This window comes from Nonomuraea sp. ZG12 (genome assembly GCF_052068115.1).
GTDB lineage: Bacteria > Actinomycetota > Actinomycetes > Streptosporangiales > Streptosporangiaceae > Nonomuraea.
On sequence record NZ_JBQHCW010000003.1, the window covers coordinates 499,863 to 522,322 of the forward strand.

Sequence of the window (22,460 nt, forward strand, 5' to 3'; positions counted from 1 at the left end):
CGTCATGGGCTCCATCGTGCTCGTCGCGCGCCTGGTGCTGGCTGACCTGCGCCGGCACAAAATCCAGGCCGTGATGCTCCTGCTCGCGGTGACCGTGGCCACCGCCACGATGGCCCTGGGCCTGTCCCTGCGCAGCGTGAGCGACTCGCTGTACGAGCAGACCCGCGCGGCCACCGCCGGGCCGGACGTGGTGGCGCTCTCCGGCGGCACAGACCCCGCCGTGACCTCGGCCCTGGCCTCGCTGGCGGACGATCCCGAAGTGGTCGCCCACCATGGTCCTTATCGCATCGTGTACGCCGACCTCACCGCACGCGGCCGCACCTCCAACGTGGTGGTGCACGGCTTCGCCGAGACGCCCGGCGCGGTCAACCGCCCGCTGCTGACCTCGGGCCACTGGGTACGCTCCGGCGGCACGGTCCTCGAACGCGGTTTCGCCACCGCGCTGGGCGTCGGCGTCGGCGACCGCGTCACCATCGCCGGCCGGTCGTACCCCGTCGCCGGGATCGCCGTCACCGCGGCCACCTCCGTCTACCCCGGGGCCCAGCAGATCGGCCCGTACGGCGGTGGCAGCGACTACAGCGGCCTGGCCTGGATGACCCGATCAGATGCCCGGACGCTGGCGTCGTCCCAGGACCTGCCGGTGACCATGGCCCTGGATCTCAAGCTGCGCGACCCCGCCACCACCGAGGCCTTCCGCGAGGCCCACCGCGACTTCCCTGTGAGGCTCAACTTCCGCTCCTGGCAGTTCACGGCCGGGCAGGACATGGTCATCCTTGAGAACAGTCGGCCGATCCTGGTCGTCGGCAGCTGGCTGCTCAGCTTCCTGGCCATCACCGGAGTGGCGGCGCTGGCCGCGGGACGCGCCGTCGAGCAGACGCGCCGGGCCGGGCTGCTCAAGGCCGTCGGCGCCACCCCGGGCCTGATCGCCACCGTCCTGCTCACCGAGTACCTGGCGCTGGCGCTGGCCGGCGACGCGCTGGGGCTGGTGATCGCCCGCCTGGCCGCGCCCGCCATCGCCAGCCCCACCGCCAGCCGGATCGGCGACGCCGCCGGGCCTGCCGCCGCCACGGTCGCGGCGGTGACCGTCCTGGCCGTGGTGGTGGCGGTGCTGTCCACCCTGCGCCCCACGCTGCGTGCCCTGCGTACGGCGACCGTCACGGCGCTGACCGCCACCGCGCACCAGCCCCGTCACCGCCCGTGGCTCACCGCGCTGTCCGCGCTGCTGCCCACGCCGCTGCTGCTCGGGCTGCGGCTGACCGCCCGCCGGCCGGGCCGCGCCCTGCTGCAGGCGTGCTCCACCGCCACCACGATGATCGCGATCGTCGCCCTGCTGACCCTCTACGCCCATCCGGAGAGGGGCTACGGCCTGGACGGCTCCTCCGTCCTGCCCAACCTGCGGGGCGAGCACGATCGCCGGCTGATGCTCGCCGTCGCCATCCTGCTGATCACGCTCGCCGTCGTGAACACCATCACGTTCACCTGGACCACCGCCATGGAGGCCCGGGCGAACATGGCCATCGCCCGCACCCTCGGCGCCACCCCTGGACAGGTCTCCGCAGGGCTGTCCATCGCCCAGCTCCTGCCCAGCCTGCCCGGTGTCGTCATCGGCATCCCGCTGGGCGGCGGCCTGCTCTCGCTCTTCGCCGCCGGGAACGCGGTGGACGCCCCCTCCTCCTGGCTGCTCGGCGCCGCGCTCGCGACTCTCCTGGCGACGGCGGCGCTCACCGCCCTACCGGCACGCCTGGCGGCCCGACAGCCCGTGGCGCAGGTTCTCAGCGCCGAAACGGCCTGACCGGCCCGGCAACGCCTGTACGAATCTATTCGATCGATGGAAAGGAATCATGACATGGCATCTGACGCCGCCGGTATCCGGCGCTTCATGGTGGACACCGGAGAACCCCGCGGCTGGGTGTCTCCCAGGACCGACCTGGTGACGGCGCTGCTCGGCATCTGGTTCGGAGTCGGACTGATGATCGACGCATGGGCGCACAGCAACCTGGCGGAGCTGGAGACGTTCTTCACGCCATGGCACGCGGTGTTCTACTCCGGGTTCGCCGTGATCGCGGGCTGGATCATCTGGCAGGTGTGGCGCAACGTGCGTGCCGGACGGCAGGGGCTCGCGGCCGTTCCGACCGGGTATCTCGCCGGGCTGGTGGCGGTGCCCGCGTTCGCCGCCTTCGGGCTCGTCGACATGCTGTGGCACACCATCCTCGGCATCGAGACGACCATCGACATCTTATTCAGCCCGTCACACCTCGGCCTCGTCGTGACGATGATGCTCATCATCACGACACCGCTGCGCTCGGCGTGGCACGCCCCCGACATCGGCTCCCGGCCGTCGCTCGGCCGCCTGCTGCCGGCGCTGATCGGGCTCGCGTTCGCCGCCACGCTGGTCTCGCTGTTCCTGTCGTACGGCGACGCCGTACAGTACCGCCCTCAAGACATCGTCCAGGCGTTCTCCATGCTGCAGGACTCGGGCGCCGGGCAGGGCGCCGGTCCCCGACCCGTGGGCCCGGGCGCCGAGCAAGTGGCCGTCGCCATGGTCGTCGCCAACGTCGTCATGCTCAGCCCGGTGCTGTTCCTGGTGCGCCGCTGGTCGTTGCCGTTCGGCTCGGTGACCGTCATGTACACGATCATGGTGCTCATGCCGGGTGCCCAGGCGGCGTTCCGCAACGTGCCGATCCTGTTGTCGTTCGTGGCCGCCGGGTTCGTGAGCGACCTGCTGATCCGCCGGCTCCGGCCGTCGGGTGAGCGGCGCGCCGCCTACTGGGCCTTCGCCGGGCTGTCGGCCTTCGCCACCTGGTCGCTGTACATCGGGGTCGCCTCGGCCACGGGGGGCGGCCTGCCGACCATGCCCGAGATGTGGACCGGCGCGCCGATCGTCGCCGGGCTGATCGGGCTGGCACTCGGGGCCCTGCTCCTGCCCGACGCGGTCATCGCCCAGCCGGCTCCGCCCGACGCCGTCGCTGCCGAGCCGGATTCGCCGAATGCTGGTGTTGCCGAGCCGGTCGGGCCCGGCGCCGGGCGGGCATGATCCGCGTCCTGTGCCTCGCCGCCGCCCTCGTGCTGGTGCTGGCCGTCCCCGCCGCCGCGCACAACGTCACGGCGGGGGCGGACCTGCGGATCGCCCAGACGATCGCCGGCACCGAGGTGACCGTGGTGGTGAAAGGAACGACCCGGGTGCCGGGGCCGCTGCGGATCGGCGTCATCGCCTACCAGCCGGTGTCCGGACTGCCCATCGGCCTGGAGGTCCGCTCGGTCGAGGACGACCGCACGGTGACCGGCACCGCCCAGGCGACGGCGAACCCGCAGTACACGCAACTCCAGGTGGAGCGGACCGGGCCGTACGAGCTGAAACTGAGCGCCGGGGACCAGACCGCCGTCATCCCGTTCCGCGTCCTCGTCGAACGCGAGTCGGCGGGTGAGATCCTCATCTACGGCGGCCTGTTCGTGGCCGCGCTCCTGCTGGTGGGCGGCCTGCTCACCGGGGCGGCGGCCCGGCCGGGACGGGCGATGGCGCTGGCCGCGGGCGCGGCAGCCGGGGTGACGGTCGCCGCCATGGTCATCGTGTTCGAATCGCAGGTACCGGGGCCCCCACCTGACGGCGCCGCCCCCACTCCCACCACATCGACGGCGCAAGGGCGGCCGTACGCGCAGGTCCGCATGGAGACGGTGCCGGCCCGGCCGGCGGCGGGCGCGGAGTTCACCCTCCGGGTCGATCTCGTCGACGGCTCCACCGGGCGGCCCGTCGACGACCTCACCGCGCACCACGAGGCGCTCGCCCACGTGGTCGTCACCAGCGAGGACGGACATTACTTCCGCCACGTGCACCCCCTGCGCACGGCGCCCGGGCACCTGGAGGTCAGGCTGACCGCCGACCGCCCCGGCAGGTACCTGGCGCACGTCGAGGTCGAACGGGAGGACTCAGGCGGGCAACTCGTCGCCGCGGACTTCACCGTCGGCGGGACGGCCAAGTCCCCAGGTGAAGCCCGTACACCCGGCACGCCGGCCGGTACTCCGCGACTACAACCCAACGTGCAGGCCGGTACGCCGCGGCTACAACCCGCCGTGCCCGTCGCGGGCCGTCCGACGACGATCGAACTGGACACCCCCGCCGGCGTCCGGACCTGGCTCGGCATGACCGGCCACCTGCTCATCCGGAGTGCGGACGGCCGCTTCTTCGGCCACGTACACGAGATGAGCGCGCCGGGATCGCGGGTGCGCTTCACCTTCAGCTTCCCCGAACCGGGCCGCTACCTCGCCTGGATCCAGTACGCCGTCGCGGACCGCATCGTGACCGCCCCCTTCACCGTGAACGTGACGGAGGCCCAATGATCAAGAGATGGCAGGCCGTGGCCACGGCCACGCTCGTGGCCGCCGCAGTGGCACTGTTCGCCGTGGGCAGGAGCACGACCGCAGAACCGGTCGACCTGACCACGACGGGCGCCCACTACACCGCCACCGTCCGCATCGCGGACCCGGCTCCCGGCCAGGTCACCGTGGAGATCGAGGTGAGCGAGGGCGACGCCGACGCCGTGGCCCTGTCGGCGGTCATGACCCAGATGGGACATTCCACACCCGAGATCTCCGCCACCGAGCGTGCGCCCGGCCGCTTCGTGGCCGCAGGCGAGCTGTTCACGATGAGCGGCGTCTGGGAGCTGTCGATCCGGCTCGACGGCCCCGCCGGCGAGGAGCAACTCGCCGTCAGGACACTGATCGCTGAATAGACGATCGCCTCAGAAGCACACAGAGCCGCCGACCGACGAAAGCCGCCAACTTCCCATGTTACTTCGAGCGTGGGCGCGTCACAGCGTTCTTCCGCCGTGTAGCGGATTCCATCCCCATCATCGACCGCCCTTCAAGCCTGGCCATCACACACCTGCTCGCCGAACGACCCGCCTTCCTGGAGGGGGTGGCCCGCATCTCCGACATTGCGGCCGCGGACGGGAACGCCGTCAACTTCCTCCACGGCGCGTCGGTCGGCTCGTTCATCCTGCTCGTACAGGCCGAGATCCTGGCCGCGCTCGCAGTGCTGGCCAGCACTGAAAACGATCCGGGCATGTGGGAGGTTCCGGGAGAAGTCCGGAAGTCGATTGCGGCGACCTGGCTCGCCTATTTCCATGGAGGGTCAGGACAGTGACCCGCGAGGAGATCCATACCGTCCTGACGCGCTACCTTCCCGCTCCACGTCACATGCAGCGCCGCCGCCATCAACGTCGCCGGCGGTATCCTGATGATCCACCATCGGGCGCTGGACCGCTGGCTCCTGCCTGGTGGCCACGTCGAACCTCAGGACCGTTCCCTGTACGGCGCGGCCCTGCGAGAGCTGGAGGAGGAGACCGGCATTCCCTGGCAGCACGCCGTCTCCCCGCCCGCGCACGACATCGTCCCCGTGGACATCGACGTTCACGAAATCCCCGCCAACCCTGCCAAGCAGGAACCGGCACACCTACACGCCGACTTCCGGTTCGCCTTCTGGGTCAAGGACAGCAAGGTCTCCATCCAAATCGCCGAGGTCACCGCATTCGCCTGGCGTTCACCAGTCGACCTGCCCACCGCACGGCTTGCCGCCAGCGTCGCCGCAGTCTGATCCAGGGCCCGACAACGGGCCCCGAGCATCGATGTCCGAGGTTCGGGGCCTGCTGACAGGATGGTCGAGGTATCGATAGACATCATGAGCCGAGCGGACGCTCAAGGCGAGACGTGCCTTTGGATGAGGCGGAAGGCGGTAGCGGTGCTGTTGACCCGGCTTGAGGCTCCGCGGTTGCCAAGCGGCTGGTCCGGAAATCTGCCTCCGGTGCGTCATCTGGTCGAGCATGGGCTGGCCTTCACCCGTCAGGTCACCTTCCTGGTGGGTGAGAACGGGTCAGGGAAGTCGACCCTGGTCGAGGCCATCGCCGATGTGTGCGGCATCAATTCCGAGGGCGGCAAGGCGGGGACCAAGTACTCCTCAACTGGCGAGCTCACCCCACTCGGGGAGGTTCTGGACGCCGAACTCACCGCAGCGGGACTGCGCCTCTTGCACGGTCCTCGCCCCAAGCGGCGCGCGTTCTTCTTCCGCGCCGAAACACTGTTCAATCTCGGACGGAACGTTTCCGGCATGCACGGGTTCTGGGAAGACGACCTTACGGAGCAGTCACACGGCGAGGGGTTCTTCACCGTTCTCGAACGCATGGTGTCCGGGCCGGGGCTCTATCTGATGGACGAACCCGAGGCCGCGCTGTCCTTCCAGTCGTGCGTACGCCTGGTCGCCCTCATGAACCGCGTCGCGGGCGAGGGCGGCCAGATCGTCTGCGCCACCCATTCGCCGATCCTCGCCAGTCTGCCAGGGGCTCAGATCATTGAGCTGAGCGAAGACGGCATGCACCCGGCGGAGTGGGAGAACCTCCAGCTGGTCGACCACTGGCGGCGGTTCATGGCCAAGCCGGACTTCTACCTGCGCTACGCCTTGGACGCTGACTGAGGCAGGGACGTTTCACACCAGCATGTGGTGCGCCGTGACGCAGCCCTTGACAAGGTGCTGCCGGTTTGAAAACTTCCTTAACAGATCGTTTTTTGACAACGTTGTCATCACCGCACCCCCCGCAGCCGCCTTCGTGACGCTGCTCAGTCCCCGTACCGGCTGAACGCACGAGAGGTTCCCCCCACATGAAGCGCCCTCACCGACGATCCCTCCTGACCGCGCTCTTATCCGCCGCCATCGCCGTCACCCTCGCCGCCCCCGCCGCCGCCGCGCTGACCGCCGGGCCCGGCCCCGATCCCGTACCGAACCCCGGCCCCTCGGGCACCCCCTCCCCCGGCCCGTCCCACAGCCCGCTTCCCGACCCGAGGAAGACCGAGCAGGCGCCGTCGGCGGAGGTGGAACGGCGCGCGGCGCAGGACGGCCAGAAGCTGGCGCGGGACGAGGGGGCGGCCTTCGTCTCCTCCTTCGAGCCCGGCGATCCGCAGCCGACCTGGCTCAACACCCCCGAGACCGACGCCCGGGGCGTCAAGAAGGCCGCCAACGTCACCGGCATCCTGATCGGCGGCATCGAGGGCACCATCTCCGACCGGATCACCCAGATCAGCGTCAACGGCGAGTACGCGGCCAACGGCGAGATGAAGGAGCACCTGGCCGACACCGACGCGAACACCAAGTGGCTGGTGTTCACCGGCACGGGCTGGGCGCAGTACGGCCTGTCCAGCCCGGTCGCCGTCACGCACTACGCGCTGACCTCCGCCGACGACGAACCCCAGCGCGACCCCCGCGACTGGCAACTGCAGGGCTCCCAGGACGGGCAGGACTGGACCACCCTGGACACCCGTACCGGCGAGACGTTCACCGAGCGCCACCAGCGCAAGGAGTACCGCTTCGAGAACGCGACCGCCTACGCCCACTACCGGCTGAACATCACCCGCATCGGCAGCGGCTCCACCCTGCAACTGGCCGAGTGGGAGCTGTCGGACGGACAGCGCGGCCCCAGGCCGCCCAGCGACGTGCGCAGCCAGGTCGGGGACGGGCCGACCCGCGGGTTCACCGCCAAGCCGCGCGCCGGCTTCTCCGGCTCGCGAGCCTTCACGTACGCGGGCAGCACCACCGCGAAGGACGGCGGGCACTCCACCAACAAGGTGTTCGAGGTGGACATCCCGGTCACGTCCCGGATGGAGCTGTCGTACGTCGTCTTCCCCGAGTTCACCGCCGCCGACCTGCGCTACCCCGGCACGTACGTCGCCATGGACCTGGCCTTCAGCGACGGCACCTACCTCAGCGACCTCAAGGCCGTCGACCAGCACGGGGTCCGGCTGACGCCGCGCGCCCAGGGCGAGTCCAAGACCCTGTACGCCGACCAGTGGAACTACAAGCACGCCGAGATCGGCAAGGTCGCCCGGGGCAAGCGGATCAGCCGCATCCTGGTGGCCTACGACTCCGCTGAAGGAGAGGCCGGGTTCCGGGGCTGGGTGGACGACATCAAGCTCGTCTCGGAGCGCAAGCGGCAGCCGTACGAGGGCCGGAAGACACGAGGTGACGAGCGGCCGTCGCAGCACGTGATCACCACCCGGGGCACCCACTCCACCGGCGGCTTCTCGCGGGGGAACAACTTCCCGGCCACCGCCGTGCCGCACGGGTTCAACTTCTGGTCGCCGATGACCAACGCCGAGTCGACGGGCTGGCTGTACGAGTATCACCGGGACAACAACGCGGCCAACCTGCCCGAGATCGAGGCGTTCACCGCCAGCCACGAGCCGAGCCCGTGGATGGGCGACCGGCAGACGTTCCAGTTCATGCCGTCGGCGGCCGAAGGGACGCCGGACCCGTCCCGAGCCGCCCGCGCGCTGCCCTTCCGGCACGAGCGGGAGGTCGCGCAGCCACACCTGTACGGGGTCACGTTCGACAACGGGCTCAAGACCGAGATCGCGCCGACGGATCACGCGGCGCTCGCCCGCTTCACCTTCCCCGGCGACTCGGCCAAGATCGTCTTCGACAACGTGAACAACGACGGCGGCCTGACCCTGGACACCTCCGGCGGCGTGGTGACGGGCTACTCGGACGTGCGCAGCGACCTGTCCACCGGGGCGAGCCGGATGTTCTACTACGCCGTCTTCGACCGTCCCGTCACCGGCGGCGGCAAGCTGACCGGCCAGGGCCGCGACAACGTGCTGGGCTACCTGGCCTTCGACGCCGGGCAGTCGCGCACGGTCACCATGCGGATCGCGTCCTCGCTGATCAGCGTGGAGCAGGCCAGGCGGAACCTGGAGCTGGAGATCGCCGCCTCGGACACGCTGGAGAAGGTCAGCGAGCGGGCGAGCCGGGCCTGGGACGCCAAGCTGGGCGTCATCGAGGTCGAAGGGGCGCGCAAGGACCAGCTGGTCACGCTCTACTCCAACCTGTACCGGCTGTTCCTGTATCCCAACTCCGGCTTCGAGAACACCGGCACCGCGGACGCGCCGGTGTACAAGCACGCCGTGCAGTCGGCCACCAGCACCCCGCCCAGCAGCCCCACCGAGACCGGGGCGAAGGTCGCGGACGGGAAGGTGTACGTCAACAACGGCTTCTGGGACACCTACCGCACCACCTGGCCCGCGTACGCGCTGCTCACCCCCAAGGCGGCCGGCGAGATGGTCGACGGCTTCGTACGGCAGTACGAGGACGGCGGCTGGATCGCGCGGTGGTCGTCACCGGGGTACGCGGACCTGATGGTCGGCACCAGCTCCGACGTCGCCTTCGCCGACGCCCACCTGAAGGGCGTGAAGGGCTTCGACGCCGCGACCGCCTACCAGGCGGCCGTCAAGAACGCCACGGTCACCCCGACCACCCGCCACGTGGGCCGCAAGGGCCTGTCCACCTCCGCCTTCCTCGGGTACACGAGCATCGAGTCGACCGGCGAGGCGATGTCGTGGGCGATGGACGGCTACATCAACGACTTCGGCATCGCGAACATGGCCAAGTCGCTGGCCGAACGCTCACGGGGCGCGCAACGCGCCCGCTACCTGGAGGAGTACGAGTACTTCCGCAACCGGGCGCTCAACTACGTGCACATGTACGACCCGGCGGTGCGCTTCTTCCAAGGCCGGAACGCCAACGGGTCCTTCCGCAACAAACCCGGCGCCTACGACCCGCGTAAGTGGGGCTTCGACTACACCGAGACGAACGGCTGGAACATGGCCTTCCACGTCCCGCAGGACGGACGCGGACTGGCCAACCTGTACGGCGGCGCGGACGCGCTGGCCGACAAACTGGACGCGTTCTTCGCCACCCAGGAGACGGCGACGTTCCCCGGCTCGTACAACGGGATCATCCACGAGATGCGCGAAGCCCGCGACGTGCGCATGGGACAGTACGGCCACAGCAACCAGCCCTCGCACCACATCCCGTACATGTACAACTTCGCGGGTCAGCCGTGGAAGACCCAGGCCAAGGTACGCGAGGCGCTCTCGCGGCTGTACCTGGGCAGCGAGATCGGCCAGGGCTATCCCGGCGACGAGGACAACGGGGAGATGTCGGCCTGGCAGGTCTTCGGCGCGCTCGGCTTCTACCCGCTGCAGATGGGCAGCCCCACCTACGCGATCGGCTCCCCGCTGTTCGAGAAGGCGACCGTACGTCTGGAGAACGGCAAGAAGCTGGTCGTCAGGGCGAACGGCAACAGCGACCGCAACGTCTACGTGCAGGGGTTGAAGGTCGACGGCAGGCCGTACGGGAAGACGTACCTCCCCCACGACCTGCTCGCGAACGGCGGCGAGCTGGTGTTCGAGATGGGGCCGAAGCCGTCGCGGTGGGGCACCGGCCGGGACGCCGCGCCGCCTTCGATCACCGACGACAACCGGATCCCCGAGCCGCTGCGTGACGCCACCGGGCCGGGGCGCGGCACCGCGACCGGGTTCGGCGACGCCGACGTGAGCGCGCTGTTCGACAACGACTCGGCCAGCCAGGCGGCGCTGCCCGAGTGGATCCAGTACACCTTCCCCGGCGACGAGCAGGCGCGCTTCTACACGCTCACCTCCGGCACCGGCGAGCTCACCGGGAATCCGGCCGGCTGGGTGCTGGAAGGGCTCACCGAGGGCAACGCGTGGAAGACGATCGACAAGCGGACCGGGGAGAGCTTCCAGTGGCGGCAGCAGACCCGACCGTTCAAGATCCACAGCCCTGGCTCGTACGACCAGTACCGGCTCAGGTTCACCGCGTCCGCTGGGTCACCGACCTTGCTGGCCGAGGTGGAGCTGCTCACCCACGAGCCGCCTGCCACCTCGTCGCTGGCCATCGAGGCCGGCGGGGTCTTCGGCACCCCCGGTGAGAGTGTGACGCTGTCGGCGACCGTGGCCAACCACGACACCCGGCCCGCCTCCGGACGGCTGACCGCGACCGCGCCGCAGGGCTGGACCGTCCAGCCCGCGTCCGCCGACTTCGGGCCCGTCGCGCCGGGCGCGTCCCAGACGGTGGAGTTCCAGGTGGCGGTGCCGGCGACGGCCGGTCCCGGCACCCATCCGATCCAGCTCACCTCGGGCTCGGCGAGCGCGCAGGCGACGGTGACGGTGCTCGGCGACACCGTGCAGTTCACGCCCGGCACCCCGGCCGAGGCGCCCTGGCTCCTGGAGGCGGGTGCGTCCCAGCTCGACGGCGAGGTGTACGACGGACGCGCCCGATTCACCGACGGCGACAGCCACGCCACCTACCGGTTCGCGCTGCCGGCCGAGGTGACCGGCGGGTCGCTGACGCTGGACATCGGCAACCAGTTCCTGGTTCAGGTCTCCCCCGACAACCAGACCTGGCGGACCGTCCTGCAGGAGGACGCCAACGTGCGCGACCTGTCCAACCGCGAGGAGCGCACGCTCGACCTCGGCGAACTGCGCGGCCAGACCGGGACGTTCTACCTGCGCATCAAGGACAGCCGGCCGCAGGACGGCTGGGGTGCGTGGCTGGCCAGGGTGCGGCTGGAGCTGCGGCGCGCGGCAGGCTGAGCCGCCGTCACTGAGCCGCTGCACCTGAGCCGCTGTCACGGCCCGGTGTCCTGCCTCACACGGCAGGACACTGGGCCGTGTTCATGTCCGCATGAAAAAGTAGAGAGCTACGGTCCGGCCGGCCGGTCGCGGGCGTCGTTGATGCGCAGCGCCTCGGCCAACTGGTCTTCCAAGATGATGATCCGGCAAGCGGCTTCCACGGGCGTGCCCTGGTCGACGAGCTCCCGGGCTCTGGCCGCGAGGCGGAGTTGGTAGCGAGAGTAGCGGCGGTGACCGCCGCTGGAACGTAGCGGCTCGATCAGCTTGGCCGTGCCCAGAGCTCGCAGGAACGTCGGGGTGACCTGGAGCATCTCCGCAGCCGCGCCCATGCTGTAAGCGGGGTAATCCTCGTCATCGAAACGATCTTCGGCACTGACTGCGGCGCCGGCGGGAGCGTGCCTGTCGCCGCCGGCTGCTGAGCGGGTTTGATCCATTAATGCCTTTCACACGCCAACAGGGGGCCCCGGCGCATGTGCGCCGGAGCCCCGAAGAGGTTCAAACACCATCTACCGGCCAGTCGGCCGGCTTACTGTCTTCCGCGTCCGCCGTACTCGGCGGCGGCTGTGCGGGATCTTGGATGCGTAACCGTAGACCACCGTCCTATCTGTGGAGCTGCGGTGCCCGCGCGGCGGAACTGAGCCGACGGGCGATCCCGATGGCGTTCAACACTCCCTTCTTCGCATCATCTGAAACTCTGTCCGACTAAACCTTCGGCAGCGCGTCCACGGTCTGGGCCCCTTGCCACTGCGCTGGCCCGTCTCGTCCGACCTTCTGCCTGAACTTCCGTCTTTTCCGGGCAGTTCGTCGTGGTGCTAGATCTTGCTGCCCGTTCCGTTCCTTGCGATGTGAGAAACATTAGCGCCCACAGCGACCAATGTCTACTCTCGCCACTACAGATTTTCGACACCAGCCATGGCGGCCAATCTGCGCCGCGCGTCACTCCTCGCCGTGGAGCAGTACGGGGCCGAGGTCAGGGCGTTTGGCGGTGCGGCCGTCGCCGGAGGATCTGCCCCGGATGCGGCGGTAGATCCACGGGCCGGCGAAACCGGCGATCCAGCGGAACTCCGTCCCCGTGCTGCGCAGGCGGCCGCGCGGCGGGACCGGTTCGAGGGGGGCCGACCAGGTGTCGTCGCTGCCCGGCAGCCCGAGCGCGTGCGCGAAGGCGGCGGCGATCCGGGCGTGTCCCAGGGGGCTGGCGTGCAGGCGGTCCGAGCTCCACATCCTGGCGTCGGTGGCGAAGGCGTGCGGGAAGGTGTCGACCACGGTGACACGATGGCGGCCGGCGGCCTCGCGGATGTGCTCGTTCAGGGCGAGGACGCGGGGCAGCAACGGCCGGGCCAGAGGCGCGATCTTCCCGATATCCGGAAATGTCACCGTAAGGACGTGCGCGCCTGCTCCAGTGAGCGCGGCGAACATCTCCTCCAGGCTCGCGGCCACCGCGGCGGCGTCGAAGCCGGGCCTGATCAGGTCGTTCATCCCGGCTATCACCGTGGCCAGGTCCGGTCGTAACCGCAGCGCCGGGCCGAGCTGCTCGGCGAGGACCTGCGAGGCGAGGCGTCCTCGTACGCTCAGGTTGGCGTAGTGCAGCTCCGGGGACGCCCCGGCCAGGTGCTCGGCAAGGCGGTCGGCCAGGCCCCGGTAGCCACGGACCTCGTCACCGTCGCCGAGGCCCTCGGTCTGGCTGTCGCCCAGCGCGACATACCGGGTGTAGCGGGTCATCGCTCCTCCTCACAGTGACTCGCCGTACGGGCGCGGAGCAGGGCGGCGGTGGTCAGGCACCAGTCGCGCATCTCCCGCTCCAGGCGGCATCCGGCCAGATAGGTCAGGTACGGGCCGACCCGGGGGGACGTGCGGAGAAAGTCCTCCTCGGCCAGATCGCCCCGGAGCCTGCGCATGCCCTGCTCGAACAGGGCCAGCTTGGCGGCGGCCTCGACGGCCCGCTCGTCGAGCTGGGCCAGCACGGGGCCGGCGTCGAGGTGGTCGATGGCCTGGACCTTCACCGCCAGGTCGTCCCGCATGGACAGCGGCTTGGACGCGGTCGCGGCGAAGGCGGCCAGCTCGTCCAGGCCCTTCTCGGTGACCGTGAACACCCGTTTGTTCGGCCGGTCGAGCTGGATGACCTGCTCACCGGCGATCATCCCGGCCTTCTCCAGCTTCGCCAGCTCGGTGTAGAGCTGCTGCGGGGAGGCGTACCAGAAGTTGGACACGCCCACGTCGAAGATCTTGGCGAGCTGGTAGCCGGAGAACGCGCCGTCCAGCATCGCCGCCAGCACCGCATGCCGTAATGCCATGGAAGGGACTATCTACTCAATTGCATGATTAGTCAAGAAATATGGCTGTAGTTCGGCGCGTGAGTGGATGCGCAGGTGCTGAGCGAGGCGGTCGTCGCCCTCAGGGTGCCGTGCTCGGCCGGCTGATCAGTCGCTTGACGCTCATCGAGGCGGCGGCGAAGAGCAGGCAGGCGCCGGCCAGGCAGGCCCACAGGCCTTCCGCGCCCAGCCGTTCGAGCAGCTGGGTGCCCGCGATGGGCGCGGCCACCGTGGCGAACCCCCAACTGGTCCCGTACACGGCGAGGTAGCGTCCGCGGGCCTCCGGCGGGGCGAGGTCGGCGACGACGGCGTACGCGCGTCCCATGATGAGCAGGTCGCCGACGCTCCACATCACGGTCGCGACCGCCAGGGCGGGCAGGGCGTGGGCGAGCGCGTAACCGGCCAGGCCGGTGGCCATGAACGCGGCGCCCACCGCCATACCCTCGGCGGGGGGCAGCGCGGCCACCGGTCTCAACCGGAGAAGCGGCTGTCCGGCGATGATGGTGAGGGCGGAGACGGTGAAGAGGATGCCCGCGTCCGCCGCCTGTAGACCGTAATCGGGCAGCGCGAGCGGAAGCAGGATCATGATCACCATGTAGACGAGGGCGAGGAGCGTGCCGCAGCCGAGCATGGCGAGGAGCGCGGGATCCCGCCAGGCCGAGGACGAGGCGGCCGTCGTCGCCCGGCCGGGCCGGGGGCCGTCGGCGGGCACGACGACGGCGATGATGACCGCGCACGCCAGACACGTCAGCGCGTCGACGACGAACAGCCACCGCAGGTCCCATCGCCCGACGCTCGCCGCGATCAGCCCGGCTCCCATGCCCGCCGCCGCCAGGGCCGCGTTCAGCAGGCTGTACGCCCGTGCCCGGTCGGCCGCGGGCACGCCGTCCGCGATCATCGCCTGGCTCGGCGGCTCGAACAGCTCGAAGGCGAGCCCGAGCAGGACCGCGAACACGGCGACCACGGCCAGCGAGCCGGCCGCCGCGATGCCGAGCTGGGCGACCGCGCAGCCGATGAGCCCCAGCAGGATCGTGCGCCGCCGCCCCAGCCGATCGGCCAGATGCCCGCCGAGCAGCCGGGAGGGCACGGTCGCCAGCCCGAAGCCGGCCGAGACCAGCCCGGCCGTGGCGGCGCTCACCCCGAAGTCGGTGCTGATCAGGACCGTCAGGAAGGAGAGCGAGAACGCCCCCAGCCGGTTCACCGCCCGCGCCACGATCAGCAGCCGAATACCTCGGGGCAGGCGTCCACGAGGCGCGAGGATGTGCATGAGCCGATCTCCATGACGGACGGGGGCGAAGTCACGAAGCTACAGCGCGAGGCGTGATGGCGAGAGCCCGAGCACCGCCCCTCCCACCCTCCCACCCGTTCCCGGCACGACCGGCCGGACAGAAGGCCAGACCCTTTCGCGTGACCGGCCGGACAGAAGGTCGGACACTTTCGCGTGACCGGCCGGACAGAAGGTCGGACACTTTCCACGCCGGTCACGTAAGGAAGAGTGAGCCTGGCAGCCGCGAGCGGTTCTCAAGCGACGGCCGCGACCAGGCCGCCGTCGATGATGAGGTCCTGCCCGTTGACGTACGACGCCTCGTCGGAGGCGAGGAAGGCGACCGCGTCCGCGACGTCGCCGGCGGCGCCGATGCGACCGGCGGCCAGGCCGGCGACGACCGCGGCCTGTGCCTCGGCGGAGATGTTGTCGTGGAACATCGGGGTCTCGATGTAGCCGGGGCTCACGGAGTTGACCCGGATTCTCCTGGGCGCCAGGTCGGCCGCGAGGGTGTGCGCCAGGTTGTGCACCGCCGCCTTGGTCGCGGCGTACAGGGAGGTGCCGGGCAGGCCGCGGTGCACCGTCCAGGAGGCGTTGATCACGATCGCCGCGTGGTCGGCCAGCAAGGGGAGGCTCTTCTGGAGGGTGAAGAACACCCCCTTGAAGTTGATGTCCACCATGTGGTCGAAGGCGGCCTCGGTGACCTCCCCGTTCGGCTGGAACGAGGCGATGCCCGCGTTGGCGAAGACCACGTCCAGCCGCCCGTGCCGGTCCCGGATCGCGGCCATCAACGCGTCCAGGTCGGGCAACCGCGACACGTCGCCGCGCAGCGCCAGGACCCGGTCCCCGCTGTCCAGTTCTTTGCTCGCGGCGTCCAGCCTGGCCTGGTCGCGCCCAGTGATGACCACCTGGGCGCCCTCGGTGAGCAACCGTCGCGCGGTGGCCAGGCCCATGCCGCTCGTACCGCCGGTGATGAGTGCGATCTTGCCGTCGAAGCGGGAGATGGTGTGCGTCATGGGGCTCAGCCTGCCGACTGGCGGGCGACCGGACCAGAGCGTGGTCAACCTGTGAGCCGCACCACCAGGCTCACGGCCGGCGTGGGTTGTACAGCTCCAGATACCAGCCCGGGTTGTCGACCACGGCCAGGGTCGTCAGGTCGAAGAACAGCTCGCCGGCCTCGGGATGGCGCACCGCCTTCACCACCTGCACCGGGACACCCACCTCGTGTCGCGCCCACATCTCGGCGAACTCGGGGCTCACCGCGCTCAGCTCGTCCACCACCCGGCCGAACCCCGGGTCGTCGGGCGCGTGCGCCGCGTCGGCGCGGAAGGCGGCGACGACGGACGGCGCGACCGACGCCCAGTGAACGTGCATGCCCCGGTATCGGGCATTGGTGAAGAACGAGATCAGGCAGTTGTGGTCGGTGTCGCCGAATCCGAACACCGTCTGCGCCGCGTCGTTGACCGCGAGCAGGTTCCAGTAGCGGTCCCGCAGCAGCGCGGGCCGGGGCGTCCAGGCGTCGAGCAGTCGCCGCAACTCCGGGGTGACCTCGGCCCCGAGGGCGCCATCGGCCGGTGGCGGGTTGACGCCGGCCAGGACGTACAGGTGCGCGCGCTCGGGCTCGGTGAGGCGCAGCGCCCCGCTGATCGCGTCGAGCACCTCGATCGAGACGTTGATGTCGCGGCCCTGCTCCAGCCAGGTGTACCAGGACACACCGACGCCGGCCAGCGCGGCGACCTCCTCACGCCGCAGCCCTGGGGTCCGCCGCCGGCCCACCGACACCAGGCCGACGTCGCCGGGCGTGAGCCGCGCCCGGCGGGTGCGCAGAAAGTCGCGAAGCTGCTCCCGGCGCACCCGCCGCGCCTCGGCGGATCGGCTGGTCGTCCCGCTCATGTGACGAGGCGATCGACGAGGCTGTTGAGCAGCACGAGCGCCCGCGTCCGTTGCACCATCGGGTGGCGGCGCAGGTCGAGCAGCAGGGACTCCAGGTGATCGGTGCCGTCCACCCGCACCAGCATGACCACGTCGCTGTCGCCCGCGGCCGAGAACGCCATCCGCACCTCCGACCGGGCTCCGAAGATCTGCGCCGCGTCCTTGGTCTGGGCGTCCCCGGAACAGAACAGCTCCACCAGCGCGTGCATCTTGCCCGGGCCCGGCTCCTGGACGATCGCGGTGTAGCCGCGGATGACCCCGTCCCGCTCCAGGCGGGTGATCCGCCGTTTCACCGCGGGCACCGACAGCGATACCACGGACGCGATCTTCGTCATGCTGGCCCGCCCGTTGAGCACCAGCTGGTCAAGAATCTGACGATCGATGGCGTCCACGATTAAAAAACTAACACCCGTCGCATTATCTGCAGCTGTTGTCCGCATATCCGGCGGTCTTAGCGTTGATCCCAGCCGCGGGGAGAGGCCCCGTGACATCTCCGATGGAGAACCGCCATGCGTCACCGTAACTTCCGCCCGCGATTAGTGGCAGGGCTGTCCCTGGCGACCGCGCTGACGGTCGTGGCGCCGACGATCCCGGCGGCCGCGAACGTGGCGCCGACGCCGGCCTCCCTGCTCGCCGCCCTGGCCCGGCAGGAGATCGAGGCGGGCGCCCCGGGCGTGATCGTGCGCGTCGACCCCGGCCGCGGCAAGCCGTTGCGGATCGCCGAGCAGGCGTCGTGGACCAGGAACGACCACCACCTCACCGCCGACAGCCAGTTCCGCATGGGCTCCAACGTCAAGACCATGGTCGCGACCCTGATCCTCCAACTCGTCGCCGAACGCCGGCTCAAGCTGGACGATCCGGTGGCCACGTGGCTGCCCGCCATCGAGAACGGGCGCGCGATCACCGTACGGATGCTGCTCGACCACACCAGCGGCCTGGCCGATTACCTGCTGACCCCGGACGCGCTCAAGACGCTCACCGGACAGGATGAGCGGACCTGGACGCCCAGTCAGCTGCTCACCCTCGGCCTCCAGCAGCCGGCCCTGTTCGCCCCGGGCAAGGAGCACGCCTACAGCAACACCAACTACATCGCCCTCGGCATGATCCTGGAGAAGGTCACCAAGAGGTCCGTGGCCGACCTGATCCAACGGCGCATCGCGCGTCCGCTCGGCCTGCGCCACACCTACCTGTCCGCCGACGCCGGCTCACGCGACGGGGACCGGCTCGCCCACGGCTACGAACCCGACGCCGCCCGCCTGGCCGAGATGAACCTGCCCGAGGTCGCCGCGGGTCTGTCGTTCACCGGGCCGCAGCGCGTCGGCCACGTCGGCGTCGTCGGGCTCAACCCCGCGATCACCTGGGCGGCGGGCGCGGTGGTCTCCACCCCGCGCGACTGGGGGCGGTTCCTCAGCGCGCTGATGTCCGGCAAGCTGCTGCCTCCGGCCCAGCTCGCGCAGATGCGGGTCACGGTGAAGGATCCCAGCGACGCCTCCGCCCGGTACGGGCTCGGCCTGCAGCGCCACACCAACTCCTGCGGCACGGTGTGGGGGCACACCGGCGGCATCCCCGGCTATTCCAGCCAGAACTACACCGACAGCACCGGCCGTCGTACGGTCACCGTCGTCACCACGACCCTGTTCGGCCTGCGTGACGAGAAGCTGGCGGTCGCGGACCGCAAGCTCATCGACGCCGCCATCTGCGTCATGCTGGGCAAGCCCGTACCGGCGAAGTAAGGGAGTCACCGTGCTGGAGCATGAGGAAGTCCTGATCCGGACCGGCGCCCGCTCCGGCCTGCCGATCATCATCGCGCTGCACTCCACCGCCCTGGGGGACGCGGTGGGCGGCTGCCGGGTGTGGCCCTACCCGGACTGGCAGGCGGGCCTGGCGGACGCGCTCGCCCTGTCGGCGGCCATGACCTTGAAGTGCGCGGCGGCCGGGCTCGACTTCGGCGGGGGGAAGTCCGTCATCGTGCTGCCGCCGGGCACGGCGTCCCTCGGCGCGAGCCGCCGCGACGCCCTGCTGGACTTCGGTGACGCGGTGAACGACCTCGGCGGGCGCTACCACGCGGGCGAGGACGTCGGCACCAGCGCCGAGGACATGTGGATCGCACGTGAACGCACGCCGTGGGTGCACTGCCTGCCGGTACAGCACGGCGGCAGCGGTGAGCCGTCGGAGCTGACGGCGGTGGGCACGTTCGCCGCCATCGAGGCGACCTGGCGGCACCTCGCCGGCACCTCGTCCCTGGCCGGGCAGCGGATCTCGATCGTCGGCCTGGGGCAGGTCGGCGGGCGGCTCGCCGGCCTGCTGGCCGACGCGGGGGCCGAGCTGACCGTCGCCGACATCGATCCGGGCCGCGAGGAGCTGGCGCGAACGCTCGGCGCGCGCTGGGTGGACCCGGAGACGGCGCTCACCGCCGAGGCCGACATCCTGGTGCCGGCCGCGCTCGGCGGGATGCTGACCGACGAGATCGTGCCGCGGCTGCGGTGCGCCGCCGTGGTCGGCCCGGCCAACAACCAGCTCGGCTCCCCCTCGGTGGCCGACGAGCTCGCCCGGCGCGGGGTCGTGTGGGCGCCCGATTTCGTGGTGAACGCGGGCGGCGTCATCCACGGCACGATCATCGACATGGCCGGCGGCACCCCCGAGGAGGCGCGGAAAGCGACCCTCCAGATCGGCGACCGCCTGACCGACGTCTACCGCGAGGCCACGGCGGCGGGGATCGTGCCGTACGAGGCGGCGATCCGGCTGGCGCACCGGCGCATCGCCGACGCCGCCGCCCTCCGCGAAACGGCGGTGTGAACCTACAGGTTGAAACGGCTCAGCGCTCTCCTGCCGTCCGTGACGATGACCTCGTAGCCGTCGTCGCGGGCGGCCAGGGCGAGCTCGTCGTCGCCGTCGCCGTCGTAGTCCCCCGCCGCCAGCGGCACGACCGCCCGGCCTGCCCCGTCGACTCCCCCACCCGCGCGCAAACCGCCCGCACCGCCCCAGAAGATCTGTACGGGACGCTTCCGGCCGCCGAAGGCGAGGTCGTCGTGCCCGTCGCCGTCGAAGTCGCCGGCGACCGCCGGGCCTGAAGTGCCGGTGAACGCCTTGGTACGGCCATCCCCGTAGTAGACGGTCAGCGTCCTGTCGACCGAGGGGGCCTCCGTCTCGTAGCCGGGCTCGTTGTTGCGGCTGCCGTCGTCGCCGACGGCCACGTCCCTGGTGCCGTCGCCGTCGAAGTCGCCGAACGCGGCCGACATCCCCTTGTTCAGCTTGCGTCCTGCCTTCGACAGGCCCCCGGGCCCGGCGTCGAGCAGCCAGCCGGAGGTCTGCTCCCCGTCGTCGCCTTCGTACACGATCAGTGCCGTCGCCCGGCGCCCGTCGATCCGGTCCACGGACATCCGCCAGAAGTCCGAGCCGGTCGGCGACGGCTGGACGCTCTCCCGGGCGGCGACGCCCTCGCGGGTGAAGGGGCCGTACAGGATCGTCAGGCCGGTGTCGTTCCGGCCGCTCGGGGTGGACATCGCGACGTCTGCGGCGCCGTCCCCGTCGAAATCTCCGGCGACCGTACGGTACGACGCCACGTCGCTCTGGCCGGGCAGCGGCATCGGGGTCGGCGGCAGCCCGGGGTCGATGCCGCGCGGGCCGCCCCAGAAGATGTGCGGGCGCATGCGCTCGGCGTCGTTCGACCGGCCGTATCCCAGGACGTCGCCGAACCCGTCACCGTCGAGATCGGCCCTGACGCCCGCGTCGATCAACCAGGACCAGAACGTCTCCGACGGGACGATCGTCCGCCTCTGCTGGTCCAGGCCCCGGGCGGAGCCGTGGACGATCACGAGGTCACGCCTGTCAGCGCGGGGAAGGTCCACTTCGACGACCAGGTCCGCGTGACCGTCCCCGTTGACGTCGTCGGCCCGCCCCGCAACGGCGCGAGACGCGCCCGAGGAACGGGCGGCGGACGCGGAACCCTCGGGTGCGGCCGTCGGGCCGGCGACGGACGCGGAGCCCGTGGGCGTGGCCGGGGAACCCGCCTGGCGCTCAGGCCGCGGCCCACCACCACATCCCGCCAACAACCCCGCCAAAGCCAGCCAGATCATCACTCTCCGCAGGTCAGGCACAGCACCTAGTGTGCCCGCCTCCCCGTGGTCATGGCTCCGGTTCACCGGCCTCGTCTCGGGCAGGTGGGACAGAATGCAGGAACATGGTTCCGTAGCGGCCTTGCTGCGGGCGTGGCGCGAGCGGGCGGACCCCGTCGCGGCCGGTCGACTGCTTCGCCGAGGACTACCGGTCCGAGCTGCCGCACCACCCGCAGCTGAGCTTCGTCGGCCGGGAACGGGTGCGGGCCGACTGGGGCGGCCTGTTCGAGCTCGTCCCAGACCTGACGGCGACCGTCCTGCGGTCGGTGGTGGACGGTGACCAGGTGTGGAGCGAGTGGGAGATCAGCGGCAAGACCCGGGACGGAGGGGACTATCTGGCCTGCGGTGTGGCCATCCTGCGCGTCCACGATGGCAGTTTCGCCTTCAGCAGGTTCTACCTGGACAAGGTGGACGCCCCCGACACGGGTGCTTCCTGACCTGACCGATCAGCCCGAGGCAGAGCAGCGTACCAAGTGACAGTATGTGACCATGCGCCCACCCCGAGCGAGATTCTTCAACACCACCGGCCCGTGCGACCCCCAACGCCACTACATGCTGCCCCCCACGCCGCGGCTTCCAAAGGCACGAGCACTGATCGACATGGATCGATACTTCGTGGTCCACGCGCCCCGGCAGACCGGCAAGACGACAGGTCTGCGCACCCTGGCGTCCGAGTTGACGGCCGAGGGGGAGGTCGCGGCCCTGGCGTTCTCCTGCGAACGAGCCAAGGTGGCCCGCGACGACGTCGGCTGGGGAGAGTCGATGCTGCTGGACTCGATCCGTGCGGCCGCCGAGCGATCGGGCTGGCCGGAAGGACTGCTGCCCCCGGTTCCCTGGCCGCAGGCCACACCGGGCAGCCGCATCGACGTCGCGCTGAGCGAGTGGTGCCGTCGCAGCCCGCGCCGGGTGGTGCTGTTCTTCGACGAGATCGACGCCCTGCAGGGCGACAGCCTGGTCAGCTTCCTCTGCCAGCTCAGAGACGGCCACAACGCCCGGCCCGACGGGCACCCGTTCCCCACGTCCGTGATTCTGTGCGGACTGCGCGACGTCCGCGACTACAAGATCGCCGTAGGCGCCGATCCGAGCCGGTGCAATCCCACCAGCCCGTTCAACATCGTCGCCGAGTCGCTGCGCCTGGGCGACTTCACCGCCGACCAGATCGCCGAGCTCTACGGCCAGCACACCGAGGCGACCGGCCAGGAGTTCACCAAGGACGCGGTGGACCGGGTCTTCGAGCTGACGCAGGGACAACCGTGGCTGGTCAACGCCCTCGCCCATGAGATCACCTTCCAGATGGGAGTGACCGGCACCATCACCTCCGGGCAGGTGGATGCGGCCAAGGAGCGGTTGATCCGGGCGCGCGCCACC

Annotated in this window: 18 protein-coding genes and 2 pseudogenes; 12 read left to right on the forward strand and 8 right to left on the reverse strand. The window is 70.5% G+C overall.

The features are described from left to right. Nucleotides 1–4: 4 nt before the first annotated feature. The 8 genes and pseudogenes from ACTMTF_RS14165 to ACTMTF_RS14200 all read left to right on the forward strand — a co-directional run bounded on the left by ACTMTF_RS14165 (nucleotide 5) and on the right by ACTMTF_RS14200 (nucleotide 11,433). Entirely contained in the window at nucleotides 5–1,792 is a 1,788-nt protein-coding gene (locus ACTMTF_RS14165; RefSeq protein WP_441111008.1) for an FtsX-like permease family protein, read from the forward strand. A gap of 54 nt (nucleotides 1,793–1,846) precedes the next feature. Continuing rightward, entirely contained in the window at nucleotides 1,847–3,034 is a 1,188-nt protein-coding gene (locus ACTMTF_RS14170; protein WP_441111009.1) for a hypothetical protein, read from the forward strand. After that, entirely contained in the window at nucleotides 3,031–4,335 is a 1,305-nt protein-coding gene (locus ACTMTF_RS14175) for a hypothetical protein (RefSeq protein WP_441111010.1), read from the forward strand. Before ACTMTF_RS14170 ends, ACTMTF_RS14175 begins: the two co-directional genes overlap by 4 nt. Then, nucleotides 4,332–4,727: a hypothetical protein gene (locus ACTMTF_RS14180; protein ID WP_441111011.1), complete on the forward strand. Its 396-nt coding sequence runs from the start codon at nucleotides 4,332–4,334 to the stop codon at nucleotides 4,725–4,727. Before ACTMTF_RS14175 ends, ACTMTF_RS14180 begins: the two co-directional genes overlap by 4 nt. A 185-nt stretch (nucleotides 4,728–4,912) precedes the next feature. After that, nucleotides 4,913–5,140: a hypothetical protein gene (locus ACTMTF_RS14185; protein WP_441111012.1), complete on the forward strand. Its 228-nt coding sequence runs from the start codon at nucleotides 4,913–4,915 to the stop codon at nucleotides 5,138–5,140. A gap of 57 nt (nucleotides 5,141–5,197) precedes the next feature. After that, a pseudogene (locus ACTMTF_RS14190) lies at nucleotides 5,198–5,590 on the forward strand (NUDIX hydrolase); the annotation flags it as partial. A gap of 144 nt (nucleotides 5,591–5,734) precedes the next feature. Further along, nucleotides 5,735–6,463, forward strand: a complete 729-nt coding sequence (locus ACTMTF_RS14195) for an AAA family ATPase (protein WP_441111013.1) — start codon at nucleotides 5,735–5,737, stop codon at nucleotides 6,461–6,463. Between the two features lie 185 nt (nucleotides 6,464–6,648). After that, nucleotides 6,649–11,433 carry a GH92 family glycosyl hydrolase gene (locus ACTMTF_RS14200; RefSeq protein ID WP_441111014.1) on the forward strand — a complete coding sequence of 1,595 codons (4,785 nt, stop codon included), beginning with the start codon at nucleotides 6,649–6,651 and terminating at the stop codon, nucleotides 11,431–11,433. 107 nt (nucleotides 11,434–11,540) lie between these two features. Here ACTMTF_RS14200 and ACTMTF_RS14205 read toward each other — a convergent pair whose 3' ends face one another. From ACTMTF_RS14205 to ACTMTF_RS14235, 7 genes are all read right to left on the reverse strand, one after another. After that, on the reverse strand, nucleotides 11,541–11,801 hold the full coding sequence (locus tag ACTMTF_RS14205; protein WP_397010666.1) for a helix-turn-helix domain-containing protein: 261 nt from the start codon (nucleotides 11,799–11,801) through the stop codon (nucleotides 11,541–11,543). Between the two features lie 607 nt (nucleotides 11,802–12,408). Continuing rightward, nucleotides 12,409–13,191: an SGNH/GDSL hydrolase family protein gene (locus ACTMTF_RS14210; protein WP_441111015.1), complete on the reverse strand. Its 783-nt coding sequence runs from the start codon at nucleotides 13,189–13,191 to the stop codon at nucleotides 12,409–12,411. Beyond that, nucleotides 13,188–13,763 (reverse strand): PadR family transcriptional regulator, encoded by a 576-nt coding sequence (locus tag ACTMTF_RS14215; RefSeq protein ID WP_441111016.1) that lies wholly within the window; start codon nucleotides 13,761–13,763, stop codon nucleotides 13,188–13,190. The genes ACTMTF_RS14210 and ACTMTF_RS14215 overlap by 4 nt, the downstream gene beginning before the upstream one ends. Nucleotides 13,764–13,863: 100 nt before the next feature. Further along, on the reverse strand, nucleotides 13,864–15,048 hold the full coding sequence (locus ACTMTF_RS14220; protein WP_441111017.1) for an MFS transporter: 1,185 nt from the start codon (nucleotides 15,046–15,048) through the stop codon (nucleotides 13,864–13,866). Nucleotides 15,049–15,302: 254 nt separating this feature from the next. Continuing rightward, on the reverse strand, nucleotides 15,303–16,061 hold the full coding sequence (locus tag ACTMTF_RS14225; RefSeq protein ID WP_441111018.1) for a glucose 1-dehydrogenase: 759 nt from the start codon (nucleotides 16,059–16,061) through the stop codon (nucleotides 15,303–15,305). 70 nt (nucleotides 16,062–16,131) lie between these two features. Next, nucleotides 16,132–16,938: a helix-turn-helix transcriptional regulator gene (locus ACTMTF_RS14230; RefSeq protein ID WP_441111019.1), complete on the reverse strand. Its 807-nt coding sequence runs from the start codon at nucleotides 16,936–16,938 to the stop codon at nucleotides 16,132–16,134. Then, nucleotides 16,935–17,369 carry an Lrp/AsnC family transcriptional regulator gene (locus ACTMTF_RS14235; protein ID WP_441111020.1) on the reverse strand — a complete coding sequence of 145 codons (435 nt, stop codon included), beginning with the start codon at nucleotides 17,367–17,369 and terminating at the stop codon, nucleotides 16,935–16,937. The genes ACTMTF_RS14230 and ACTMTF_RS14235 overlap by 4 nt, the downstream gene beginning before the upstream one ends. Nucleotides 17,370–17,486: 117 nt before the next feature. On the opposite strand from ACTMTF_RS14235, the gene ACTMTF_RS14240 reads away from it, so the two are divergent. Both ACTMTF_RS14240 and ACTMTF_RS14245 read left to right on the forward strand, forming a co-directional pair. Further along, a complete protein-coding gene (locus tag ACTMTF_RS14240; protein WP_441111021.1) occupies nucleotides 17,487–18,710 on the forward strand; it encodes a serine hydrolase domain-containing protein in 1,224 nt (407 codons plus the stop codon). A gap of 10 nt (nucleotides 18,711–18,720) precedes the next feature. After that, a complete protein-coding gene (locus ACTMTF_RS14245) occupies nucleotides 18,721–19,773 on the forward strand; it encodes a Glu/Leu/Phe/Val dehydrogenase dimerization domain-containing protein (RefSeq protein WP_441111022.1) in 1,053 nt (350 codons plus the stop codon). Between the two features lie 2 nt (nucleotides 19,774–19,775). Here ACTMTF_RS14245 and ACTMTF_RS14250 read toward each other — a convergent pair whose 3' ends face one another. Further along, the gene (locus ACTMTF_RS14250; RefSeq protein WP_441111023.1) at nucleotides 19,776–21,074 is read right to left on the reverse strand and encodes an FG-GAP repeat domain-containing protein; all 1,299 of its coding nucleotides are present in this window, start codon (nucleotides 21,072–21,074) and stop codon (nucleotides 19,776–19,778) included. Nucleotides 21,075–21,223: 149 nt separating this feature from the next. On the opposite strand from ACTMTF_RS14250, the pseudogene ACTMTF_RS14255 reads away from it, so the two are divergent. Together ACTMTF_RS14255 and ACTMTF_RS14260 are read left to right on the forward strand one after the other, a co-directional pair. Next, a pseudogene (locus ACTMTF_RS14255) lies at nucleotides 21,224–21,529 on the forward strand (nuclear transport factor 2 family protein); the annotation flags it as partial. Nucleotides 21,530–21,692: 163 nt separating this feature from the next. After that, a partial coding sequence (locus ACTMTF_RS14260; RefSeq protein WP_441111024.1) for an AAA family ATPase occupies nucleotides 21,693–22,460 on the forward strand: 768 nt, incomplete at its 3' end.

Excerpts from the sequence above, each read along its gene's own strand:
- ACTMTF_RS14165 (WP_441111008.1), top strand. The coding sequence starts at position 5 with ATGGGCTCCATCGTGCTCGTCGCGCGCCTGGTGCTGGCTGACCTGCGC.
- ACTMTF_RS14170 (WP_441111009.1), top strand. The coding sequence starts at position 1,847 with ATGGCATCTGACGCCGCCGGTATCCGGCGCTTCATGGTGGACACCGGA.
- ACTMTF_RS14175 (WP_441111010.1), top strand. The coding sequence starts at position 3,031 with ATGATCCGCGTCCTGTGCCTCGCCGCCGCCCTCGTGCTGGTGCTGGCC.
- ACTMTF_RS14180 (WP_441111011.1), top strand. The coding sequence starts at position 4,332 with ATGATCAAGAGATGGCAGGCCGTGGCCACGGCCACGCTCGTGGCCGCC.
- ACTMTF_RS14200 (WP_441111014.1), top strand. The coding sequence starts at position 6,649 with ATGAAGCGCCCTCACCGACGATCCCTCCTGACCGCGCTCTTATCCGCC.
- ACTMTF_RS14205 (WP_397010666.1), bottom strand. The coding sequence starts at position 11,801 with ATGGGCGCGGCTGCGGAGATGCTCCAGGTCACCCCGACGTTCCTGCGA.
- ACTMTF_RS14210 (WP_441111015.1), bottom strand. The coding sequence starts at position 13,191 with ATGACCCGCTACACCCGGTATGTCGCGCTGGGCGACAGCCAGACCGAG.
- ACTMTF_RS14215 (WP_441111016.1), bottom strand. The coding sequence starts at position 13,763 with ATGGCATTACGGCATGCGGTGCTGGCGGCGATGCTGGACGGCGCGTTC.
- ACTMTF_RS14220 (WP_441111017.1), bottom strand. The coding sequence starts at position 15,048 with ATGCACATCCTCGCGCCTCGTGGACGCCTGCCCCGAGGTATTCGGCTG.
- ACTMTF_RS14225 (WP_441111018.1), bottom strand. The coding sequence starts at position 16,061 with ATGACGCACACCATCTCCCGCTTCGACGGCAAGATCGCACTCATCACC.
- ACTMTF_RS14230 (WP_441111019.1), bottom strand. The coding sequence starts at position 16,938 with ATGAGCGGGACGACCAGCCGATCCGCCGAGGCGCGGCGGGTGCGCCGG.
- ACTMTF_RS14240 (WP_441111021.1), top strand. The coding sequence starts at position 17,487 with ATGCGTCACCGTAACTTCCGCCCGCGATTAGTGGCAGGGCTGTCCCTG.